The following is an 18,571-nucleotide window of genomic DNA, read 5'->3' on the forward strand; positions in this document are numbered from 1 at the left end:
GCGCGGGCAAGGGCCGGGGGCGGCGCCTCCGTCGATGGTCGCAGGATCGGCTGCGCCGCGCCTATGCCAGCAACTGTTCCAGCACGGTTTGCAGATCGGCCGGACGCACAGGTTTTTCCAACAGCGGCACGCCGATATCGGCACAGGCGCGGGCGATGTCGGGATCACGGCGCGCCGTGACCATGACCGCAGGAATCGGCTGGCCTGCCGCGGCGCGCAGCGCGTTGATCGTGGCGATGCCGGTGTCGCCCTGGTCCAGATTGTAATCGGCAAGGATCACATCGGGCGGATCATCGCCCATCGTCGCCAACGCCTCGGCGGTAGAGCCGGCCAACCGGGCGATCATCCCGGCCTGATCCTGCAAGATCACCTCGTATCCGCGCCGCATGCCGATATCATTTTCCACGATCAGCGCCAGCCGCCCGCGCAATGCGCCGCCCTGACGGGACCGGCTGGCGGCATCCATCGGGTCGGCCTCGACCGTCACGGGCAGGCCGACGCGAAAGACGGTGCCGCGCATCGGCTCGCTGTCCAGTTTCAACGGGTGGCCCAGCTTGGCGCAGGCACGGCGGACGATCGACAGGCCCAGCCCCATGCCCATGGTGCCGGGATCGCGGCTAAGCCGCTGAAACTCGCCAAAGATGCGGTTGCGGTCGATGGCGGGAATGCCGGGGCCGGTATCCCAGACCTCCAGCCAGGCCATCGGTCCGCGCGGGCGCATCCCGACCAGAACGCCACCCCGCGCCGTATATTTGATCGCATTCGAAATCAGGTTCTGCGCCACTCGCCGCAGAAAGACCGGATCACTGTCGATCACCGCCGAGGTCTGCGCAAAGCGCAGGCGCAGCCCCTTGGCCTCGGCCATGGGGCCATATTCGTCGGCCAGGCGCGAAAACAGCGGGTCCATCGCGACGGGCTTGCGGTGAAACTCGATCCGCTGGCTATCCAGCCGGGCAATGTCCAGAACCGCATGCATCAGCTGTTCGACCGATTCAAAGGCCCCTGTCAGGCGGGCCAGCATTTCCTGCTGGGTGTCGTCCATCCGCGTCGCGGCCAGCGCATCCAGAAACAGGCGCGCCGCCGACAGCGGTTGCAGCAGGTCATGGCTGGCCGCGCGCAGAAACCGCGTCTTGGAGCGGTTCGCCTCTTCGGCCGAGGCGCGGGCCACGGCCAGTTCACGGTTGCGCTGCGACAGATCGGCCAAGGCCTGTTCCAACTGCGCCGTGCGGGTCGTGACCTCTTGTTCCAGGGCCACGGCGGCCTGGAACATCGACCAGGCCGAGCCGCGCGATTCCTCCAGCCGGTCGGCGCGCTCGATCAGCACATCCGCGATGCGGCCCAGCTTTTCGGCCTGACGTTCAGGGCTGTCATCAGGACGCAGCATCAGGGCGATCCGGGTGGCGGCAGGACGGCAAGGCCAACAAAGGTCTGATTCACATGCATGGCGCTGTGCTGTTCGCCATAGGTGTTGAAGCCGACGATGTTATAGCGCGCAAACAGATCCGACATCGCATCCAGCAAACCGGCACGTTCCAGCGCCAGCCGCCGCAGAATGCAGTCAAAGCCCAGCACCATCAGCGGGCGGCGGGGCAGCGCCTCCATCGCGCCGGCGAAACCATGGGTCAGATCCTCGGCCCGGCCCAGCGTCAGCACCGTGCCCACGTCAATCGCCGACATCAAGGACAGCCCGCCGCAATCGGTGCGCGCCCGGATCGCGCGGACATGATGGCGCCGCCCCATGCGCAAAAGCAGCGGGTGGCGGGCGAAATCGGTCGGCGTCAGCGCCGCTTCGGGGATGCCGGTCAGCCTGGCATATTCCTCGGCCGCGGGTTCGGCGTTCAGTTCAAGGATGATCCGCTGTTCAGGGATCGCCGCCGTCACCACCGCGCGGGTCTGGGTCGGGCTGAAATGGGCGAATGTGACCTCGCTGACAGGCAGCACGGTTTCAACCATAACGAAAACCGCAATGTCAGAGGCCACCTCGTCATCCGCGATCAGGCAGGTGCGGGTAAATTCCAGCGCATCGCCGGCCGAGCCGCCCAGCACCGGCATGGCGGGCAGCGCCGCCTCGATGGTGGCGGTCAGCACCTCTTCCTTGCCGGCAAGGCCGTCGGAAAACAGCAGCCCGAACTGCGCCCGGTCACGGTCGCCCGCGAAATCGGCATGGCGACGGCGCAGCTGTGCCATCCATTGCGAAACCGGGATATGCGCCAGATCGCGCAGCACCTCGATTTCCGCCCGAAAGGTTGCGCGGGGAAAGCCGATCGCCACCACCTTGCCATTGCAATAGCCCTGCGGCCCGATCTCGCCAGCCGATGAACAGCCCGCCAGCCGGCAATCGGGCAAAGCCTGACGCAGCGCAGCGGCCAAAGGTGCCAGCGCCTCGCGCGGGGAACCGAACAGGATCACCAGAGCCGGGTCGATGGCGCCCAGCTGGTCCAGCAGGTGTTGTGCGCCGGCCGGATCGCCCGCGTCGATCTGGACGGTCAGCGGCCCGTAAGGATAACCCGCCCCGTCCGGCATCATCCGGCCTCGAACAGCTTTACCGAATTGGCCAGAAGAACGGCCTGTGTGCGCCGGCGGGCGTTGATCTTGGACATGATGGCGGTGATATGGGTCTTGACCGTGGCCTCGGCGATCGACAGCTCGTAGCTGATTTCCTTGTTCGCCTTGCCCTGACAGATCAGCCGCAAAATCTTCATCTGCTGGGGGGTCAGGCTGGCAAAGCGGCGGGCCAGATCGGCGCGGGCCAGTTCCTCTTCCTCGGCCAGTTCGGGTTCATAGCCTTCTGGGGTGACATGTTCGCCGTTCCACATCCGGCGCAGGCTGTCCACCAGCGCCTCGCGGCCAAGGGATTTGCTGATATAGCCCTGCGCCCCTGCCGACATGGCGGCCTGCACCTGGGCCGGGTCGATATCGGCCGAGATCATGGTGATCGGCACATCGGGCAGCAACCGGCGCAGGGTCACGATGCCCTCGGCCCCGCGCGCATCGGGCAGGTTCAGGTCAAGGATCACGGCGTCAGGGGCGCCCTGCGCCTTGATCTGGTCGACCGCCGCGGCAAGGCTGCGGGCGGTGTGGACGTGTTTCAGCCCGAAACTGATCTTCAAGGTCAGCGCCAGCGCGTCGCACATCAGCGGGTGATCATCGACGATAAGGATTTCCCGAACCTGATCGGCAGTCAAACGCGTCATGGACACAGTTGTTTCGGCATCGGCATCAACCGGCATGTTGAATATCCTCCCCTGATGATCGGTACCTGATTTGACCGGCCCCGTTTCATCGTTGATTTTAAAGCCAAGACCCTGCAAAGCAAGTGGCCTTACAACTTACGTGCTATTGGCGGCGCGGCGCCATCGTGCCAGTTTCGGCCCGGTCGGACCGAATGAAACGGGGAGGCAGGCAGTCATGCAGATGGTTGGAAAACTGGCAATCGCACTGGCGATATGGGCGGGGGCGGCACAGGCGCAGGACGCCGCCTTGCCGGTGATTGAAATCGGGACGCTGGAAAACGGCACCGTGAACTGGGAATTGCAGACGATCAAGGCGCAGGGCCTGGATACGGCCAATGGCTTTACCCTTGAACTGCTGCCTCTGGCCGGCAACCCGGCCACGCAGGTCGCCATGCAGGGGGGCGAGGTGGATGCCATTGTCTCGGACTTCCTGTGGGTGGCGCAGCAGCGGGTGCAGGGGGGCGATTACACATTTCTGCCCTATTCGACTGCCGTGGGCAGTCTGGTCGTGCCCGCCGACAGCCCGGTGCAAAGCCTTGCCGATCTGAAGGGCAAGAAGATCGGCATCGCCGGCGGGCCGGTCGATAAAAGCTGGCTGATCCTGCGGGCCTGGAGCCAGCAGCAGAATGGCGAGGATCTGGCCGCCGTGACCGAACAGGTCTTTGGCGCGCCCCCCGTCATCATGAACGCCGCCGAGACGGGCGAGGTCGATGGCGCGATCAATTTCTGGCACTTTCTGGCCAAGATGAAGGCCGCCGGCATGCGCGAGGTGATCAGCGTCGAGCAGGCCGCGACCGATCTGGGGCTGGACCCGACCACGCCGCTGCTGGGCTATGTCCTGCACAGTGGCTGGGTTGCGAAATACCCCGATCTGGCCAAGGGGTTCGCGGCAGCCTCGCGTCAGGCAAAGGAGCTTCTGGCCACCGACGATGCGGCCTGGGACGCGATCCGACCAATAATGAACGCCGCCAATGACGCCGAATTTCAGGCATTGCGCGAGGGCTGGATCGCCGGCATCCCACCCGAGGGGCCGGTGAACGCCGAAAACGCGCAGGCCATGTTCGCCGTGATGGCCGAACTTGGCGGGGAAGAACTGACCGGCGGGTTGACGCATCTGCCCGCGGGGTTGTTCTGGTCGGGTGAGTAAGACGCGGCGATATTTCCCACAAAGCCCCGGTGCGCTTCCGGGGCTTTTGTCGGTGCTGGTCATGCTGGCGCTGTGGACCGTCGCCTCGCAACTGACCGAACGGCCGCAGACCCTGCCGGCGCCCTGGGTCGTGGCCGCGCGGATCTGGGCGCTGGCGGCATCAGGCGAATTGTGGTTCCACGCCGGGATGACGCTGTTCCGAGTGCTGGCCAGTTTCGTCATCGCCATGGCCGTGGGCATCGCGCTTGGCCTGTGGATGGGGCGCTGGCGGGCCGCCGATCACTGGCTGAACCCGGCGCTGGTCATCGCGCTGAACATTCCGGCGCTGGTGACGATCGTGCTGGCCTATATCTGGATCGGGTTGAACGAGGTCGCCGCCGTCACCGCCGTGGCGCTGAACAAGATCCCCGTCGTCACCGTCATGCTGCGCGAAGGCGCGCGCGCCCTGCGCCCCGATCTGGACGAGATGGCGGCGGCGTTTCGCATGCCGCGGCTGGCGCGGCTGCGCCATGTCGTGCTGCCGCAGCTTGCGCCCTATATCGCGGGCGCGGCGCGGGCCGGAATCTCCCTGATCTGGAAGATCGTCCTGGTGGTCGAGTTCCTGGGCCGTTCAAACGGGGTCGGCTTCAAGATTCATCTGCTGTTTTCCAATTTCGACGTGGCGGGCGTGCTGGCCTGGGCGCTTGCCTTTGTCGCCGTGATGCTGGCCATCGACCTGTTCATCCTGCGCCCGTGGGAGGCCCGCGCGAACCGCTGGAGACGCGATGAGGCTTGATCTGACCGCAAAATCATTTGGCCCGCGTGCTGTTCTGGGGTCGCTGACCTTGCAGGTCGGGCGCGGGCAGCGGGTGGCCCTGCTGGGGCCGTCGGGCATCGGCAAGTCGACCCTGGTGCGGATCGTCGCCGGGCTGGACCACGATTTCGACGGGACCCTGTCAGGTGATGACCGGCTGGCGCTGGTGTTTCAGGAACCGACCTTGCTGCCCTGGCGCGACGCGCTGGCCAATATCACCATCCCGACCGGCTGCGGCCCCGATGACGCCCGCGCCCTGATGGCCGAGGTCGGGCTGGCCGGGCGCGAGGCCCAGTTTCCCCGGCAGCTGTCCCTTGGCCAGCAACGCCGGCTGGCGCTGGCCCGCGCCTTTGCCGCGCGCCCCGATATTCTGCTGATGGATGAACCCTTTGCCAGCCTTGATGCCGATACTGCGACACGAATGATCGCGCTGACGGGCGCCCTGCTGGACCGCAGCGGTGCCGGGCTGATCCTTGTCACCCATGACCCGGCCGAGCCCGCGCGGCTGGGCGCGGCGGCGATGGTGCTTTCGGGCAACCCGGCTATCTTGCATCGTTAGGCGCGGATCGGCTCGGCAAAGGCTGCCTGCACGCGCATCTGCAAACGGTCGAACTGCGCCTTGTAATATTGCGTCGCCTGGAACCGTTCGCGGGTGACCGACAGCCAGTCGATCAACAGCCGGCCGCGCAGGCACAGACCCAGCACCGCCGGATCGACCGGGTGGCGATACAGTTTGAAGAACATCTGTTTCATCGCCCGGCGAATGCCGCTGCGGTCCAGATCACCGGGCGCGGCGGGACATTGCGCATCCTCTTTCAGGAAATCGACGATGTCATAGACGCACAGCTTGGTCGCGGCTTCGGTGAAATCCAGCCCTGTGACCTCGCCCCCGCCAATGATCAGATTCTGACTGTGAAAATCGCCATGGGCAAAGCCGGAGTTATCGGCCCGCCCGCACAGCGCATCCCCATCGCGGCGCAATGCGTCCAGATAGGGTTCGGCCTGAACACGGTCCGCCTGATAGTGAAGTGGCGGCACCACGCGGTTCGGTGCGGCAAGCAGACGCGCGGGGTCAGCCCCCGGCCGCAGCCTTGGCGCGGCGTTTCAGCACCTGTTCCAACCTAAGCCCCGAATGCGCCGAGCGTTCCTGCATCAGCGCCAGATGTTCTTCGACCATCTGCGGATCGCGGGTGCGGTGGACGCAGGCGAACAACGAGCTTTTCCACAGCTCGGCTCGCATGTTGCTGGCGATCTCGTCCTTTTCGCGCGGCAATATCCACTGACTGCGTCCCTGTTGGACGTGAAGGCGCGAATGGCGCAGGTCGATGAAGCCTGCGGCCGAGATCACCTGATCCAGCGACGGCAGGTTGCGACCCAGCTGGCAGGCCGTGCCGGTGCCAAGGATATCGACCTTGATGACGTTCCGGGCGGGCTTGTGAAACAGGAAATTCCGCCAGCCGTACTTCTGTTTCCGGTCCTTGAAGACCCAGGCATTGCCCTGATAGCCCAGCACGTTGTCCGACGGATCCAGCCGGTCAAAAGCAGCAATGGTGCGGGCGACATAATCGGGCGGGTACAGAATGTCGTCGTCGATGGTGAAAACCATATCATCCGCGCCGGCGGCAAAGGCGAACTTGCCCGCGTCCTTCAGGTCGCGATCGGGGATCATCGTCTGAATCCGCGCGTCATCGCCCAGATGCGCGGGCACCCGGTCATAGCCGTTCAGGCAGATGCACAGCCGGTCAACCTGCGGCAGGATCGTCTGCACCGTCTGCATCAGGATCCCGGCGCGCGGCGGAAAGGTGGCCAGATTGGCTTGGATCATCATGGTCTCGTGCAGCGCCGGCGCGGGCAATCGGCCCAACGATGCGCAAAGCGGCGGCGTGATGCAATGGCCCGGCCGCCGTTCAGCCCGCGGCGTCGAATGTCTGGTCCCAGACCTGGCCCTCGGTATCCTCGACATGCACGGTGATCGGCTGGCCGTTTGGGGTATAGCCAAAACGGAATACCGGATCCTCGCTGACCGAGATGCCCGCAGACATGGTAAACAGCAGATCCTCGCCCTGCCGCACCTCTAGCCGGTCGATGAAATGCGCGGGAATGTTCAGCAGCGTGACCTGATCGCGTTGCAGGCCCGAAAAATTCGGGTGCCGGATCATCAGCGTGCCGATGGTGCGGCCGTTTTCCTCGGCCGATTTCCAGCGCATCTGCCCCATGCCATCCCTGACCGAGGCCATTTCCTTGCCCGCAGGGGCAGAACAGCCCCCAGATGCCTTCACAAAGCGGCCCGCCATGATCTTGTCGCCGGCCCCGGTGGTGGCGATGGCGCGCAGGTCGGAATAGGAATCGACGCGCACGCGCACCTCGAAATCCAGGGGCATCATCGCCGGACCAAAACCGTATTCGGCGGCCACCGGCGCAGGGTTTTCGTCGATCACCAGCGTCAGATCGGTCAGCGCGGGGGCATCAGCGGGCTGGGTGATGCGGATCGGGACGATGGCCGCATCATTGGCGCGAACCGGCGCATCCAGATCCAGAACCGCGCCATCGACCGGCGGTTCGGCGGTCAGGCCGACGACGGATTCGCGCAGGTCATCCCATGTGGCCGAGGGTTGCAGCGGATTGTCCTGCGCCAGCGCCGGTGCCGCCAGCACGATCAAGGCCAAGGCCAGGGCATGTCGCATCGTCATCCTCCCTTCACCATGCGGCGATAGGTCAGGTCGGTTGCCTCGCTGGCCGCATCATCCTCGGCCCGCGCGACCACCGCCGCATGCAATGGCGATCTGGAACAGGCCGGATCGGTCGCCCGTGCGTCGCCTGCCAATGCCATAGCCTGACACCGGCAGCCGCCAAAATCCACTTCTTTCCGCTCACAAGAGCGGCATGGCTCGGGCATCCAGGCGGTGCCGCGAAAGGCGTTGAAACTGTCCGACAGGTGCCAGATATCGGCCAGCGGACGGTCGCGCAGGTTTTCGAACCGCATCCAGTTGATCGACTGCGCGGCATGGCAGGGCAGAACCGTGCCGTCCGGTGCGATGTTCAGGCCCGTTGACCCCCAACCGCCCATGCAAGCCTTGGGATAGGTGGCGTGATGATCGGCGGGGACATAGTCGATGACCATGCGCCCGCGCAGCCTGATCCGCGCATCATTGACCACGGAACGCGCGAAAGCCGCCTGTTCGCGCGTGGGCATCAGCGCGGCGCGATTCAGGTCGGCCCAGCCGTGAAACTGCACTGTCGCAACCTCGATCCGCCTTGCGCCAAGGGTTTCGGCCAGCGCGATCATGTCGGGCAGGCGGTCCATGTTCTGCCGGTGAACCACGGCGTTGATGGTCAGGGGAAAGCCGATCTGGCCCACCCATTCGGCAAAGGCCATCTTTTTGTCCCACGACCCCGGATGCCCGCTGATCCGGTCGGCCATATCGGGACGGATGCCTTGCAACGACAGTTGCACGTGATCGACGCCGGCGCGGTTCAGTTCCTCCAGCCTTTGCCGGGTGATACCGATGCCCGAGGTGATCAGGTTCGAATAAAGCCCCGCATCCCGCGCGCCCGCGACGATCTGTGCCAGATCGCGCCGGGCGCCGGGTTCCCCGCCCGAGATATGGACCTGCAACACCCCCAGATCGGCCGCCTGGCGAAAGGCATCGGCCCATTCCTCGGCGGTCAGTTCCGATTGCCCGCGCACCAGATCGACGGGATTGCTGCAATAGGGGCAGGCCAGCGGGCAACGGTGGGTGATCTCGGCCAGCATGGCGATGGGGGCGCGGGGCGTCACGGCATTGCCGTCCAGATCGCGGGGCTGCGGGTGATCCTTCATGGCCGCACCTTCACAAAGACCATGCGGCGCTCGATCAGCCCGGTCAGGAAATCGCGCACATCGCCGGCGATCTGATCCTCGGGCGCGGCATATTTCGCGGCCAGATCGCGGGTGATCGCCGCCATGCTGCGGGTGCCGTCGAGTTCCGACAGGATCGCATCGCCGATCTGGTCCAACTGCATCGCCCGTTCAGGCGCCTGCAAAACCCGCAACCCGCGCACCCGATCATCCGCCAGCCGCACGCCGCGCGGCAGATAGGGGATATCATCAGGCTCGATCAGCGGTTCCATCACGCCATCCCCTGACCCGGCCGCCATGCGCCGGGGGGAATGTTGCCTTCGACATAGCCATGCCACAGCGCATCCAGTTGCGCCCAAAGCACATCGGTCTTGAAGGTCAGCGCCGCCGCTGCCGCGTTCTGCTTTTCCAGCGTGTCGGCATGGGTCAGCACATGGTCCAGACCGAAGGCCACGTCCTCGGGCGCCTCGGTCAGACGTTTGCGAAAATAGGCGAGGCTGCTGTCATCGGCGAAATCGTAATGCGCCAGCAGCCCTTCAATCCGTTGCGCATGGATTTTCGGCGCAAACAGTTCCGTCAGGCTGGCAGCAACTGCGTCCAGCAAGGGCATGTCACGAACAAAGCGGACATAGGCTTCAACGGCAAAGCGCGTGGCCGGCATCGCGCCCACGCCGCTGGCGACATAGTCGGGGTCCAGCCCGACAGCGCGGGCCAGCGCCAGCCAGCGCCGGATACCGCCGCCTTCGGTCACGCCGCCATCGTGATCCTCGATCCGCTTGCGCCAGATGCGGCGCAGGCCGGGGTCCTCGACCCGCGACAGAAAGGCCGCGTCCTTCATCGGAATGCGGGATTGATAGATCCAGCGGTTGATGACCCAGGCGCGCACCTCGTCCGGGGTGCAGGCGCCGCCATGCAGCCGGGCGTGAAACGGGTGCCTGTCGTGATAGCGCGCGGCGCCGATGGCGCGCAGCCGGGCTTCGAAATCCTCGCGGGACTGGGCTTGCATGGGAAGATCCTTCACAACGTCACCTCTGTCCCGTCGCGGCCGACCTGCCAGCCCTGCGCCTGCGCCTGTGCGGTCTGCGGACTGGACGGGTCGGTCAGCGGGTTGGAATTGTTGATATGCACGAAGATCCGCCGGCCAACGGGCACCCCGGCCAGCGCGACGATGCTGTCGGATGCAGCCATATGGCCCATCCGCCGGCCGGTCTTTTGTCCAAGCCCGGCTGCGATCATCTCATCATCGTGCCACAGCGTGCCGTCGAACATCAGCAGGTCGGCACCGGCGATCCGATCGGTCAACCAGCCCGGCAGATCGGCGCAGCCGGGAATATACAGCGCCCGCCGGTCGCCCGCCGCCAATTCGACCCCCACGGTATTCTCGCCCAGCAGCCCGGTCTCGACGGTTTCGCCTTCAAGATAGAGCGGCACCTTGCCGGGCACGGCGAACAACGTCGCCCGCAATCCGGGGATCAGGTCAAAGGGCTGATCCAGCCGCAGCCTGCGACGCGGCACGAAATCCGGGTTTACGGCAGATAGCATCGGATTGGCGTCCAGCGCGTCATGGATCGCAGGCGTGGCGAACAGATCAAAGGGCTGGCTTTCGCGCAAGGTCAGCAGCCCGGCGACATGGTCGATGTCACCATTGGTCACCAGAACCGAGCGCAGCGGCATCTGCCTTGGCCCGGTCGGATGCAGGGCCGGGGTGGCCGCCAGCTGGCTGCGAATATCGGGCGACGCGTTGATGATCGCCCAGTCACGGCCATCGGCAGATACGGCGATGCTGCTCTGGCTCATTGCGGGGATGCGGCCCGCGCGTGCAGCCGCGCAATTGCCGCAACCGCAATTCCATTGCGGCAGACCGCCGCCCGCCGCCGCGCCAAGGATGATTATCTGCATGTCACGCGCGATGCGAACGGCCCCGCCCGATCCGCCGGACGAGGCCGCCGCCTAGGTGTCACGCCGTCCTGTCAGAACAGGACCGGCTCGTCCTCGGCCGGGGCATACATGTTGATTTCCATGCCGCAGGCGATTTCTTTCAGGACAGGTTTGCTCCAAGCCATCGGGTTCCTCCTCTTGAACGCAGGATACATGCTAGGATCATGTGGAACACCGTCAACGCGACCTAAGTAGGGTTCGCGGTCCGCAAGCGGCGCATCGCCACCCAATCAGGAAGAATCGGCATATGTTTCATCTGATCTTGACCGCCTGTCTGGCCACAAGTTCCGGGATTTGCGGCCCGATCCTGCTGCCACAGGGCGATGCCGCGACGCAACAGGACTGCGAGGCCAGGGCCGCGCGAATCACCGACGACTGGATCGCGGCCCAGCCCGGATTGACCGCCGCCGGAACCCGGTGCCGCGCGAATGCCGATGTGGCGGCTCTGCAATTGCAGACCATCGCGCCGGGTATCTGGTTCCGCCGCGGCGACATCGCCCAGATCGAGACCGGCAACCGTGGCCGCATCGCCAACCTGTCCGTGGTGATCGGCGAGACCGGCGTGGCGGTGATCGACGCCGGGGCAAGCCGTGGCGAGGGGCAGGAACTTTATGCCGCGATCCGGCAGCTGACCGACCGGCCGATCACCCATGTGATCCTGACACATATGCATCCCGATCATGTCTTTGGCGCCAGCGTCTTTTCCGAGGCAGGCGCGACGGTTCTGGCCAGCGACAGGCTTGGCCCCGCGCTTCAGGCCAGGGCGCAAAGCTATCTCGACAGTTTCGACCGCATTGTCGGCCCGACCGAGATGATCGGCACCGCCATCGCCATGCCCGATACCGTCGTATCGGACCGGATGACCATCGGCCTGGGCGGGCGCAAGCTGGAATTGCTGGCCGTGCCCACGGCCCATACCGACAACGACCTGACCGTGCGCGATGTGGCGACAAACACGCTGTTCACCGGCGATCTGGTGTTTCGCGGCCTGACCCCCGCCGTTGACGGGTCGATCAACGGATGGTTGCAATGGCTCGAATCGCCGCCGAAAGATGTTGCATTGGTGGTTCCCGGTCACGGCGAAACCGCGCAAGGCTGGGACGAAGCTGTTGCCAAACAGGCCAATCTGCTGGTCCAATTGCGTGATTCGGTGCGTAATGCGATTGCGTCGGGCAAGCCGATGTCACAGGCCGTTCCCGATATTGTTGAGGAGCTTCACGGTTTTGCAGAAGGCTGGACCGACTTCCCCGACACCATCGCCCGCGATGCAACCGCGGCCTTCAAGGAACTGGAATGGGAGTAGTGACAGATTGACAAATGCTATACTTTAAGGAATGTTGGCGCTAACAACTGACCACTCGAACGGTCTGAAGTTCACGGAGCAGGGGGAGGGAAGATGAGAACGATCCTGACGATTTCGGTCGCAGCCATGGGGCTGGCGGCCGGTGCGGCACACGCACAGATGGTAATCGAACCGGGCAGCGACGACCGGATCAACTGGCAAAGCCTGGAGGATTTCAAAGCCAGCCATGGCGGCATGGAAGGCCAGGAAATCACCATTCTGGGCCCCTGGCTGGGCCCAGATCAGGAGTTGTTCACCTCGATCCTGCCCTATTTCCAGGAAGCGACCGGCATCACGGTCAACTATTCCGGCTCGGACAGTTTCGAACAGCAGATCGTCATCGACAGCGAGGCCGGATCACCCCCCGATATCGCCATCTATCCGCAGCCGGGCCTTGCCGCGGATCTTGCCCGCAAGGGCCATCTGAAACCGCTATCCGAGGAAACCGCGTCCTGGCTAGCCGCGAATTATGCCGCCGGCGAAAGCTGGGTCAAATTCAGCACCTATGCGGGGCCGGACGGGGCGGAAAATCTGTATGTCTTTCCCTACAAGGCCGATGTGAAATCGCTGGTCTGGTATGTGCCCGAGAACCTGGAAGATGCCGGATACGAGGTCCCCGAGACCTATGAGGATCTGAAGGCCGTGACCGAACAGATCGCTGCGGACGGTGAAACGCCCTGGTGCATCGGGCTGGGTTCGGGCGGCGCGACCGGCTGGCCCGCGACCGACTGGGTCGAGGATCTGATGCTGCGCACCAACAGCCCCGAGGATTACGACGCCTGGACGACGAACGCGCTGCCCTTCAACGACCCCAAGGTCGTAGCCGCGATCGAGGAATTCGGCTGGTTCGCCAAGAATCCCGATTTCGTGGCGGGCGGCGTGGGCTCGGTCAGCTCGACCGATTTCCGCGACAGCCCCAAGGGCCTGTTTGAAAGCCCGCCCAGCTGTTATTTCCACCGTCAGGCCAGCTTTATCCCCTCGTTCTTCCCCGACGGGGTCGAGATCGGGCTGGATGCCGATTTCTTCTATTTCCCGGCCAAGGCCGATGGCGCGCTTGGTCAGCCGGTTCTGGGCGGCGGCACCCTGTTCGGGGTGCATAGCGACAACCCCGCCGCAATGGCCTTTATCGAGTTTCTTCAGGTGCCCGCCGCACACGAGATCTGGATGACCCAAAGCGGCTTCCTGACCCCGCATACCGGTGTCAACACCGAGGCCTATGGCACCGAGACCAACCGGAAGATGGGCGATATCCTGCTGAACGCCACCACCTTCCGCTTTGACGGTTCCGACCTGATGCCGGCGGCGATCGGCGCGGGCGCCTTCTGGACCGGCATGGTCGATTTCGTCGGCGGCGCCGAGGCGCAGGCCGTCGCCGACCAGATCCAAAGCACCTGGGACACGCTGAAATAGGCGCGATCCGCAAAGTCTGAAAATCGGGCCGGCCCTGCCCAGGGCCGACCCTTCCGCAGAGGGAGGATCAGTGATGGAGCTTTTCTGGCTGGCCTTCAGCACCATTGTGATTGGCGTTTTCGGCTGTGTCGCGTGGTTCTGGGGCTCGAACTGGATACTTGACGCCATTTACCCGCCGCGCGGCCCCAGGGCCGGCGACAACATCCGCAAGGCAAGCCAGATCCGACCCTGGCTGTTTCTTGGCCCGGCCATCCTGTTTCTGTCGCTGTATCTGGTCTATCCGGTTATCGGCAGCTTCTGGGCCTCGCTGCATAATGCCGATGGCACCCGCTTTGTCGGCGGTGACAATTACAGCTGGCTGGTCAGTGACGCCAAATTCCGCGAATCCATGCGCAACAACCTGTTCTGGCTGCTGATCGTGCCGGCGCTGGCGACGCTTTTCGGGCTGATCGCCGCGCAGCTGACCGACCGGATCAAATGGGGCAATATCGGCAAGTCGCTGATTTTCATGCCGATGGCCATCAGTTTCGTCGGCGCCGGCGTGATCTGGAAATTCATCTATGAATACCGCGAGGCCGGCGAGGCGCAGATCGGCCTGCTGAACGCCATCGTCGTGGCGCTTGGGGGCGACCCGAAGGTCTGGCTGACGATCGAGCCGTGGAACAATTTCTACCTGATGATCGTGCTGGTGTGGATCCAGACGGGCTTTGCCATGGTGATCCTGTCGGCCGCGCTGCGCGGCATCCCCGAGGAAACCATCGAGGCCGCAATTCTGGATGGCGCTTCACCCTGGCAGGTGTTCTTCAAGATCAAGGTGCCGCAGATCATGGGCACCATCGCCGTCGTCTGGACCACCATCACCATCACCGTGCTGAAGGTGTTCGACATCGTCTTTGTCATGACCAACGGCCAATGGGGCACGCAGGTTCTGGCAAACCTGATGTATGACTGGTCGTTCCGTGCCAATGACATGGGCCGCGGCTCGGCCATCGTGATCGTGCTGATGCTGCTGGTCACCCCGATCATGGTCTGGAACATCATCAACCTGCGCAAGGAGGCAAATTGATGGAAGGCATGGCAGGACAGAAATCCTCGCTGACCTGGGCGGTCAATATCGCGGCGCTGTTGCTGGTGGTGCTGTGGACGATCCCCACGCTTGGCCTGTTCGTTTCCTCGTTCCGCGACCGCGACCAGATCGCGGCCTCGGGGTGGTGGAAATCCTTCTCGGCCGCCGAACAGACCGGCTTTGTGCGCACCGGCACCGATGACGATGCCACGCAGGACGGGGCGCTGTATGTGCTGGAAGGCAATGTCGTCACCGAGGGCCAGACGCTGACGGCATGGGGCACATCGGCCCGCGCGCCGGCTGAATTTGCGCCGGGCGACACCACCACCATCGAGGATGGCTGGGAACTGACCGTGGCCGAGGATGGCAGCTATCGTCTGACATCGGCCCAGCCCTTCGACATGTCGCGGGGCGAGCGGATCTTTACCACAACGACTGTGCCGCCGAAATTCACGACCGACAACTATCGGCAGGTGCTGACAGCGGACGGGCTGGGCCGCGCCTTCATGAACACCATGACGGTGACAATCCCGGCCACGATCATCCCGATCCTGATTGCGGCATTTGCGGCCTATGCGCTGGCCTGGATGCAATTCCCCGGCCGCGCACTGCTGACGGCCGCTGTCGTCGGCCTGCTGGTGGTGCCCTTGCAGGTGGCGCTGATCCCGCTGCTGCGCTTTCACAACGAAATCGGCATCGGCAAGGGCTATCTGGGCATATGGCTGGCCCATACCGGCTTTGGCCTGCCATTGGCGGTCTATCTGTTGCGCAACTATATGGCCGGGCTGCCGCGCGAGGTGATCGAAAGCGCCCGCGTCGATGGCGCGACCGAGTTCCAGATCTTCCGCCGCATCATCCTGCCCCTGTCCTTCCCGGCGCTGGCATCCTTCGCGATCTTCCAGTTCCTGTGGGTCTGGAACGACCTGCTGGTTGCCACGGTCTTTCTGGGCAACACCCGCGAACAGCTGGTCATGACTGCCATGCTGCGCGAGATGATGGGATCACGCGGCGGCGAATGGGAAATTCTCGCGACCTCGGCATTCATAAGCATTCTGGTGCCGCTGATCGTGTTTTTTGCAATGCAACGATACCTGGTGCGCGGCCTGCTGGCCGGCTCGGTGAAAGGTGGCTGATTGATGACGACTGGAACTGACTGGTGGAAAGGGGCGGTGATCTATCAGATCTATCCGCGCAGCTTCCAGGACTCGACCGGGGACGGACGGGGCGACCTTGCCGGGATCGCCCGGCGGCTGGATCATGTGGCCTCGCTTGGCGTGGACGCGGTGTGGATCTCGCCTTTCTTCACCAGCCCGATGAAGGATTTCGGCTATGATGTCAGCGATTATCGCGGCATCGACCCGCTGTTTGGATCAATGGACGATTTCGACGCGCTGATTGCGCGCGCGCATCAGCTGGGCATCAAGGTGATCATCGACCTGGTGCTGTCGCATACCTCGGACCAGCATCCATGGTTTCAGGAAAGCAAATCCTCGAAGGATAATCCCAAGGCCGACTGGTATGTCTGGGCAGATCCCCGGCCCGATGGCACGGCGCCGACGAACTGGCTGTCGATCTTTGGCGGCAGCGGCTGGCAGTGGAACCCCAAGCGGGAACAATATTACCTGCACAACTTCCTGAAGGAACAGCCGGACCTGAACTTCCACAACCCCGATGTGCAGGATGCATTGCTGGATGTGGTGCGCTTCTGGCAGGGCAAGGGCGTCGACGGCCTGCGGCTGGATACGATCAACTTCTATACCCATGACGCGCAGTTGCGCGACAATCCGGGCCTGCCGCCGGAACTGCGCCGTTCCGATACGGCGCCGGCGGTGAACCCCTATAACCACCAAAGCCACAAATACGATAAATCGCAACCCGAGAACCTGATCTTTCTGGAAAAACTGCGGGCCGTCATGGACCAGCACGGCACCGCCGCCGTGGGCGAGATCGGTGACAGCGAACGCGCCTGGGAACTGCTTGAGGAATATACCAAGGGCGACAAGCGCGTGCAGATGTCCTATGTCTTCGACTTCCTGTCGGGCGACGACCTGAGCGCGCAGCGCATTGTCGATGTCTTTGCCGAAAAGGCCGCCCGCGCGCCGGATGGCTGGCCCTGCTGGGCGTTTTCCAACCATGATGTCGTGCGCCACGTCACCCGCTGGAACCTGAACGAGGCCGCCGCCAAGGCCTATGCCACCGTGCTGATGTGCCTGAAGGGTTCTGTCTGCATCTATCAGGGCGAAGAGCTTGGCCTGCCCGAGGCCGATATCGCCTTCGAGGATCTGCAAGACCCCTATGGCATCGAGTTCTGGCCCGAGTTCAAGGGCCGCGACGGCTGCCGCACGCCGATGGTCTGGGACGGCGGCAGCAATGATCACAGCGGCTTTTCATCGGCGCAGCCCTGGCTGCCGATCCCGCCGGAACATCGCCAGCTTGCGGTGTCCGAACAGGATCATGTGGCCGGCTCGCTGCTGAATCATTACCGGTGGGCAATCGGCCTGCGTCACAAACATCCGGCGCTGCGGGTTGGCGACCAGACGGGGATGCGTGCCGATGGTCCGGTGCTGTCCTTCACCCGCGCGGCGGACGGGGCCAGCCTGTCAATCCGCGCGAACCTGTCCGGCGAAGCAGCCGGCGGGCTTGAACCGTGGCAAGTGGAAATCATTGAGGGTTAAGGAAAGGGGGGACGCATATGGCTGATCTGAATCTGGCCGATGTCGCCAAATCCTATGGCGACGTTCATGTTCTGCGGAATATCAACCTGGATATAAAATCCGGCGAGTTCATCGTGTTCGTCGGCCCCTCGGGCTGCGGCAAATCGACCCTTCTGCGGATGATCGCCGGGCTGGAACAGATCACCAGCGGCACGCTGAAGATCGGTGGCGAGGTGATGAACGACATCCCGCCCAGCCAGCGCGGCATCGCGATGGTGTTCCAGTCCTATGCGCTTTATCCGCATATGACCGTGCGCGACAACATGGCCTTCGCGCTGAAGATCGCCGGCAAATCCAAGGAAGAGATTCAGGCCGCGACCGACCGCGCCGGCAAGATGCTGCAACTGACACCCTATCTGGACCGCCTGCCCAAGGCGCTGTCAGGCGGCCAGCGCCAGCGCGTCGCCATCGGCCGGGCCATCGTGCGCGACCCCAAGGTCTATCTGTTCGACGAACCGCTGTCGAACCTGGACGCGGCGCTGCGCGTCGCCACCCGGATCGAGATCGCGCAGCTGAAGGCCTCGATGCCGGACCGCACGATGATCTATGTGACCCATGACCAGACCGAGGCGATGACGCTGGCCGACCGCATCGTCGTGCTGGCCGGCGGCGGCATCGCCCAGGTGGGCGCACCGCTGGAGCTGTATGAACGCCCGATGACCGAGTTCGTGGCGCAATTCATCGGCAGCCCGGCGATGAACCTGTTGCCCGGCAAGGTATCCCAGGTGGGCCAGACAACCGTGGTGCAGCTGGATGGCGGTGGCGTGGCCCGCGTAGCGATTCCCACGCAACCCGGCGACGAGGGCATGAAGGTCAATGTCGGCATTCGCCCCGAGGATATGCGCATCGCCGAGGACGAGGCGATCTTCGAAGGCACGGTCGACCTGACCGAGGCCCTGGGCGAGGTGACGCTGCTTTACTTCGGCACCAACAATGCCGATGGCAAGGCGCCGGTCATCGGCAAGCTGCCGGGGATCCATACCGGCATGACCGGCCAGTCGGTTCGACTGACGGCCGATCCGCAGGCGATGCATCTGTTCCACGACGGGAAATCGCTGCTGTATCGCCACTGAGCAGGCCCCGGAAGGAC

The 18,571-nt window shown here is 64.2% G+C and carries 20 protein-coding genes; 9 read left to right on the top strand and 11 right to left on the bottom strand.

All coding sequences use genetic code 11. The annotated features are described in order from the left end of the window. Positions 1 to 61 precede the first annotated feature (61 nt). Genes FNJ84_RS04065 through FNJ84_RS04075 form a run of 3 tightly spaced genes read right to left on the bottom strand, consistent with a single transcriptional unit; the run spans position 62 to position 3,194 of the window. Positions 62 to 1,384, bottom strand: a complete 1,323-nt coding sequence (locus FNJ84_RS04065; protein ID WP_255471028.1) for a hybrid sensor histidine kinase/response regulator — start codon at positions 1,382 to 1,384, stop codon at positions 62 to 64. After that, positions 1,384 to 2,526, bottom strand: a complete 1,143-nt coding sequence (locus FNJ84_RS04070; protein WP_185968412.1) for an FIST N-terminal domain-containing protein — start codon at positions 2,524 to 2,526, stop codon at positions 1,384 to 1,386. The genes FNJ84_RS04065 and FNJ84_RS04070 overlap by 1 nt, the downstream gene beginning before the upstream one ends. Then, positions 2,523 to 3,194 carry a response regulator transcription factor gene (locus FNJ84_RS04075; protein WP_255471029.1) on the bottom strand — a complete coding sequence of 224 codons (672 nt, stop codon included), beginning with the start codon at positions 3,192 to 3,194 and terminating at the stop codon, positions 2,523 to 2,525. Before FNJ84_RS04075 ends, FNJ84_RS04070 begins: the two co-directional genes overlap by 4 nt. A gap of 220 nt (positions 3,195 to 3,414) precedes the next feature. Here FNJ84_RS04075 and FNJ84_RS04080 point away from each other — a divergent pair, with 220 nt between their 5' ends. The 3 genes from FNJ84_RS04080 (at position 3,415) to FNJ84_RS04090 (ending at position 5,732) form a co-directional block, all read left to right on the top strand. Further along, a complete protein-coding gene (locus tag FNJ84_RS04080) occupies positions 3,415 to 4,380 on the top strand; it encodes an ABC transporter substrate-binding protein (protein ID WP_255471048.1) in 966 nt (321 codons plus the stop codon). A 61-nt stretch (positions 4,381 to 4,441) separates the two neighbouring features. After that, positions 4,442 to 5,155 (top strand): ABC transporter permease, encoded by a 714-nt coding sequence (locus FNJ84_RS04085; protein ID WP_143791878.1) that lies wholly within the window; start codon positions 4,442 to 4,444, stop codon positions 5,153 to 5,155. Continuing rightward, positions 5,145 to 5,732 (top strand): ATP-binding cassette domain-containing protein, encoded by a 588-nt coding sequence (locus FNJ84_RS04090; RefSeq protein ID WP_143791734.1) that lies wholly within the window; start codon positions 5,145 to 5,147, stop codon positions 5,730 to 5,732. The genes FNJ84_RS04085 and FNJ84_RS04090 overlap by 11 nt, the downstream gene beginning before the upstream one ends. Here FNJ84_RS04090 and FNJ84_RS04095 read toward each other — a convergent pair. From FNJ84_RS04095 to pqqA, 8 genes are all read right to left on the bottom strand, one after another. Beyond that, a complete protein-coding gene (locus tag FNJ84_RS04095; RefSeq protein ID WP_255471031.1) occupies positions 5,729 to 6,211 on the bottom strand; it encodes a phosphotransferase in 483 nt (160 codons plus the stop codon). The two genes, FNJ84_RS04090 and FNJ84_RS04095, sit on opposite strands and share 4 nt — an antisense overlap. A gap of 34 nt (positions 6,212 to 6,245) precedes the next feature. After that, positions 6,246 to 6,998, bottom strand: coding sequence for a hypothetical protein (locus FNJ84_RS04100; protein WP_185968413.1), 753 nt, complete (start codon positions 6,996 to 6,998; stop codon positions 6,246 to 6,248). 82 nt (positions 6,999 to 7,080) lie between these two features. Further along, positions 7,081 to 7,857: a quinoprotein dehydrogenase-associated SoxYZ-like carrier gene (locus FNJ84_RS04105; protein WP_143791737.1), complete on the bottom strand. Its 777-nt coding sequence runs from the start codon at positions 7,855 to 7,857 to the stop codon at positions 7,081 to 7,083. Positions 7,858 to 7,859: 2 nt separating this feature from the next. After that, entirely contained in the window at positions 7,860 to 8,993 is a 1,134-nt protein-coding gene (gene pqqE / locus FNJ84_RS04110; RefSeq protein WP_185968414.1) for a pyrroloquinoline quinone biosynthesis protein PqqE, read from the bottom strand. Then, positions 8,990 to 9,283 (bottom strand): pyrroloquinoline quinone biosynthesis peptide chaperone PqqD, encoded by a 294-nt coding sequence (gene pqqD / locus FNJ84_RS04115; RefSeq protein ID WP_143791738.1) that lies wholly within the window; start codon positions 9,281 to 9,283, stop codon positions 8,990 to 8,992. Before pqqD ends, pqqE begins: the two co-directional genes overlap by 4 nt. Beyond that, the gene (gene pqqC, locus FNJ84_RS04120; RefSeq protein WP_143791739.1) at positions 9,283 to 10,017 is read right to left on the bottom strand and encodes a pyrroloquinoline-quinone synthase PqqC; all 735 of its coding nucleotides are present in this window, start codon (positions 10,015 to 10,017) and stop codon (positions 9,283 to 9,285) included. The genes pqqD and pqqC overlap by 1 nt, the downstream gene beginning before the upstream one ends. A gap of 11 nt (positions 10,018 to 10,028) precedes the next feature. Further along, positions 10,029 to 10,910 carry a pyrroloquinoline quinone biosynthesis protein PqqB gene (gene pqqB / locus FNJ84_RS04125; protein ID WP_143791740.1) on the bottom strand — a complete coding sequence of 294 codons (882 nt, stop codon included), beginning with the start codon at positions 10,908 to 10,910 and terminating at the stop codon, positions 10,029 to 10,031. A 71-nt stretch (positions 10,911 to 10,981) separates the two neighbouring features. Further along, a complete protein-coding gene (gene pqqA, locus FNJ84_RS04130; protein ID WP_036719992.1) occupies positions 10,982 to 11,074 on the bottom strand; it encodes a pyrroloquinoline quinone precursor peptide PqqA in 93 nt (30 codons plus the stop codon). Positions 11,075 to 11,196: 122 nt separating this feature from the next. On the opposite strand from pqqA, the gene FNJ84_RS04135 reads away from it, so the two are divergent. The 6 genes from FNJ84_RS04135 (at position 11,197) to FNJ84_RS04160 (ending at position 18,554) form a co-directional block, all read left to right on the top strand. Next, positions 11,197 to 12,252 carry a quinoprotein relay system zinc metallohydrolase 2 gene (locus tag FNJ84_RS04135; protein ID WP_143791741.1) on the top strand — a complete coding sequence of 352 codons (1,056 nt, stop codon included), beginning with the start codon at positions 11,197 to 11,199 and terminating at the stop codon, positions 12,250 to 12,252. Positions 12,253 to 12,345: 93 nt separating this feature from the next. Further along, entirely contained in the window at positions 12,346 to 13,701 is a 1,356-nt protein-coding gene (locus tag FNJ84_RS04140; protein ID WP_143791742.1) for an ABC transporter substrate-binding protein, read from the top strand. Between the two features lie 73 nt (positions 13,702 to 13,774). Further along, complete coding sequence (locus tag FNJ84_RS04145) at positions 13,775 to 14,767, top strand: carbohydrate ABC transporter permease (protein ID WP_143791743.1); 993 nt, start codon at positions 13,775 to 13,777, stop codon at positions 14,765 to 14,767. Further along, positions 14,767 to 15,900, top strand: coding sequence for a carbohydrate ABC transporter permease (locus FNJ84_RS04150; protein WP_143791744.1), 1,134 nt, complete (start codon positions 14,767 to 14,769; stop codon positions 15,898 to 15,900). Before FNJ84_RS04145 ends, FNJ84_RS04150 begins: the two co-directional genes overlap by 1 nt. A 3-nt stretch (positions 15,901 to 15,903) precedes the next feature. Further along, positions 15,904 to 17,442, top strand: coding sequence for an alpha-amylase family glycosyl hydrolase (locus FNJ84_RS04155; RefSeq protein WP_143791745.1), 1,539 nt, complete (start codon positions 15,904 to 15,906; stop codon positions 17,440 to 17,442). 17 nt (positions 17,443 to 17,459) lie between these two features. Beyond that, the gene (locus FNJ84_RS04160) at positions 17,460 to 18,554 is read left to right on the top strand and encodes an ABC transporter ATP-binding protein (protein WP_143791746.1); all 1,095 of its coding nucleotides are present in this window, start codon (positions 17,460 to 17,462) and stop codon (positions 18,552 to 18,554) included. The last annotated feature ends 17 nt before the right edge of the window (positions 18,555 to 18,571 follow it).

The organism is Paracoccus sp. M683, from assembly GCF_007096355.1.
In the GTDB taxonomy this organism is placed as follows: Bacteria; Pseudomonadota; Alphaproteobacteria; order Rhodobacterales; family Rhodobacteraceae; genus Paracoccus.

Bases quoted from the DNA above. Each gene is read 5' to 3' on its own strand.
- FNJ84_RS04065 (WP_255471028.1), bottom strand. From the start codon at position 1,384: ATGCTGCGTCCTGATGACAGCCCTGAACGTCAGGCCGAAAAGCTGGGC.
- FNJ84_RS04070 (WP_185968412.1), bottom strand. From the start codon at position 2,526: ATGATGCCGGACGGGGCGGGTTATCCTTACGGGCCGCTGACCGTCCAG.
- FNJ84_RS04075 (WP_255471029.1), bottom strand. From the start codon at position 3,194: ATGACGCGTTTGACTGCCGATCAGGTTCGGGAAATCCTTATCGTCGAT.
- FNJ84_RS04080 (WP_255471048.1), top strand. From the start codon at position 3,415: ATGGTTGGAAAACTGGCAATCGCACTGGCGATATGGGCGGGGGCGGCA.
- FNJ84_RS04085 (WP_143791878.1), top strand. From the start codon at position 4,442: ATGCTGGCGCTGTGGACCGTCGCCTCGCAACTGACCGAACGGCCGCAG.
- FNJ84_RS04090 (WP_143791734.1), top strand. From the start codon at position 5,145: ATGAGGCTTGATCTGACCGCAAAATCATTTGGCCCGCGTGCTGTTCTG.
- FNJ84_RS04100 (WP_185968413.1), bottom strand. From the start codon at position 6,998: ATGATCCAAGCCAATCTGGCCACCTTTCCGCCGCGCGCCGGGATCCTG.
- FNJ84_RS04105 (WP_143791737.1), bottom strand. From the start codon at position 7,857: ATGCGACATGCCCTGGCCTTGGCCTTGATCGTGCTGGCGGCACCGGCG.
- pqqE (WP_185968414.1), bottom strand. From the start codon at position 8,993: ATGAAGGATCACCCGCAGCCCCGCGATCTGGACGGCAATGCCGTGACG.
- pqqD (WP_143791738.1), bottom strand. From the start codon at position 9,283: ATGGAACCGCTGATCGAGCCTGATGATATCCCCTATCTGCCGCGCGGC.
- pqqC (WP_143791739.1), bottom strand. From the start codon at position 10,017: ATGCAAGCCCAGTCCCGCGAGGATTTCGAAGCCCGGCTGCGCGCCATC.
- pqqB (WP_143791740.1), bottom strand. From the start codon at position 10,910: ATGCAGATAATCATCCTTGGCGCGGCGGCGGGCGGCGGTCTGCCGCAA.
- pqqA (WP_036719992.1), bottom strand. From the start codon at position 11,074: ATGGCTTGGAGCAAACCTGTCCTGAAAGAAATCGCCTGCGGCATGGAA.
- FNJ84_RS04135 (WP_143791741.1), top strand. From the start codon at position 11,197: ATGTTTCATCTGATCTTGACCGCCTGTCTGGCCACAAGTTCCGGGATT.
- FNJ84_RS04140 (WP_143791742.1), top strand. From the start codon at position 12,346: ATGAGAACGATCCTGACGATTTCGGTCGCAGCCATGGGGCTGGCGGCC.
- FNJ84_RS04145 (WP_143791743.1), top strand. From the start codon at position 13,775: ATGGAGCTTTTCTGGCTGGCCTTCAGCACCATTGTGATTGGCGTTTTC.
- FNJ84_RS04150 (WP_143791744.1), top strand. From the start codon at position 14,767: ATGGAAGGCATGGCAGGACAGAAATCCTCGCTGACCTGGGCGGTCAAT.
- FNJ84_RS04155 (WP_143791745.1), top strand. From the start codon at position 15,904: ATGACGACTGGAACTGACTGGTGGAAAGGGGCGGTGATCTATCAGATC.
- FNJ84_RS04160 (WP_143791746.1), top strand. From the start codon at position 17,460: ATGGCTGATCTGAATCTGGCCGATGTCGCCAAATCCTATGGCGACGTT.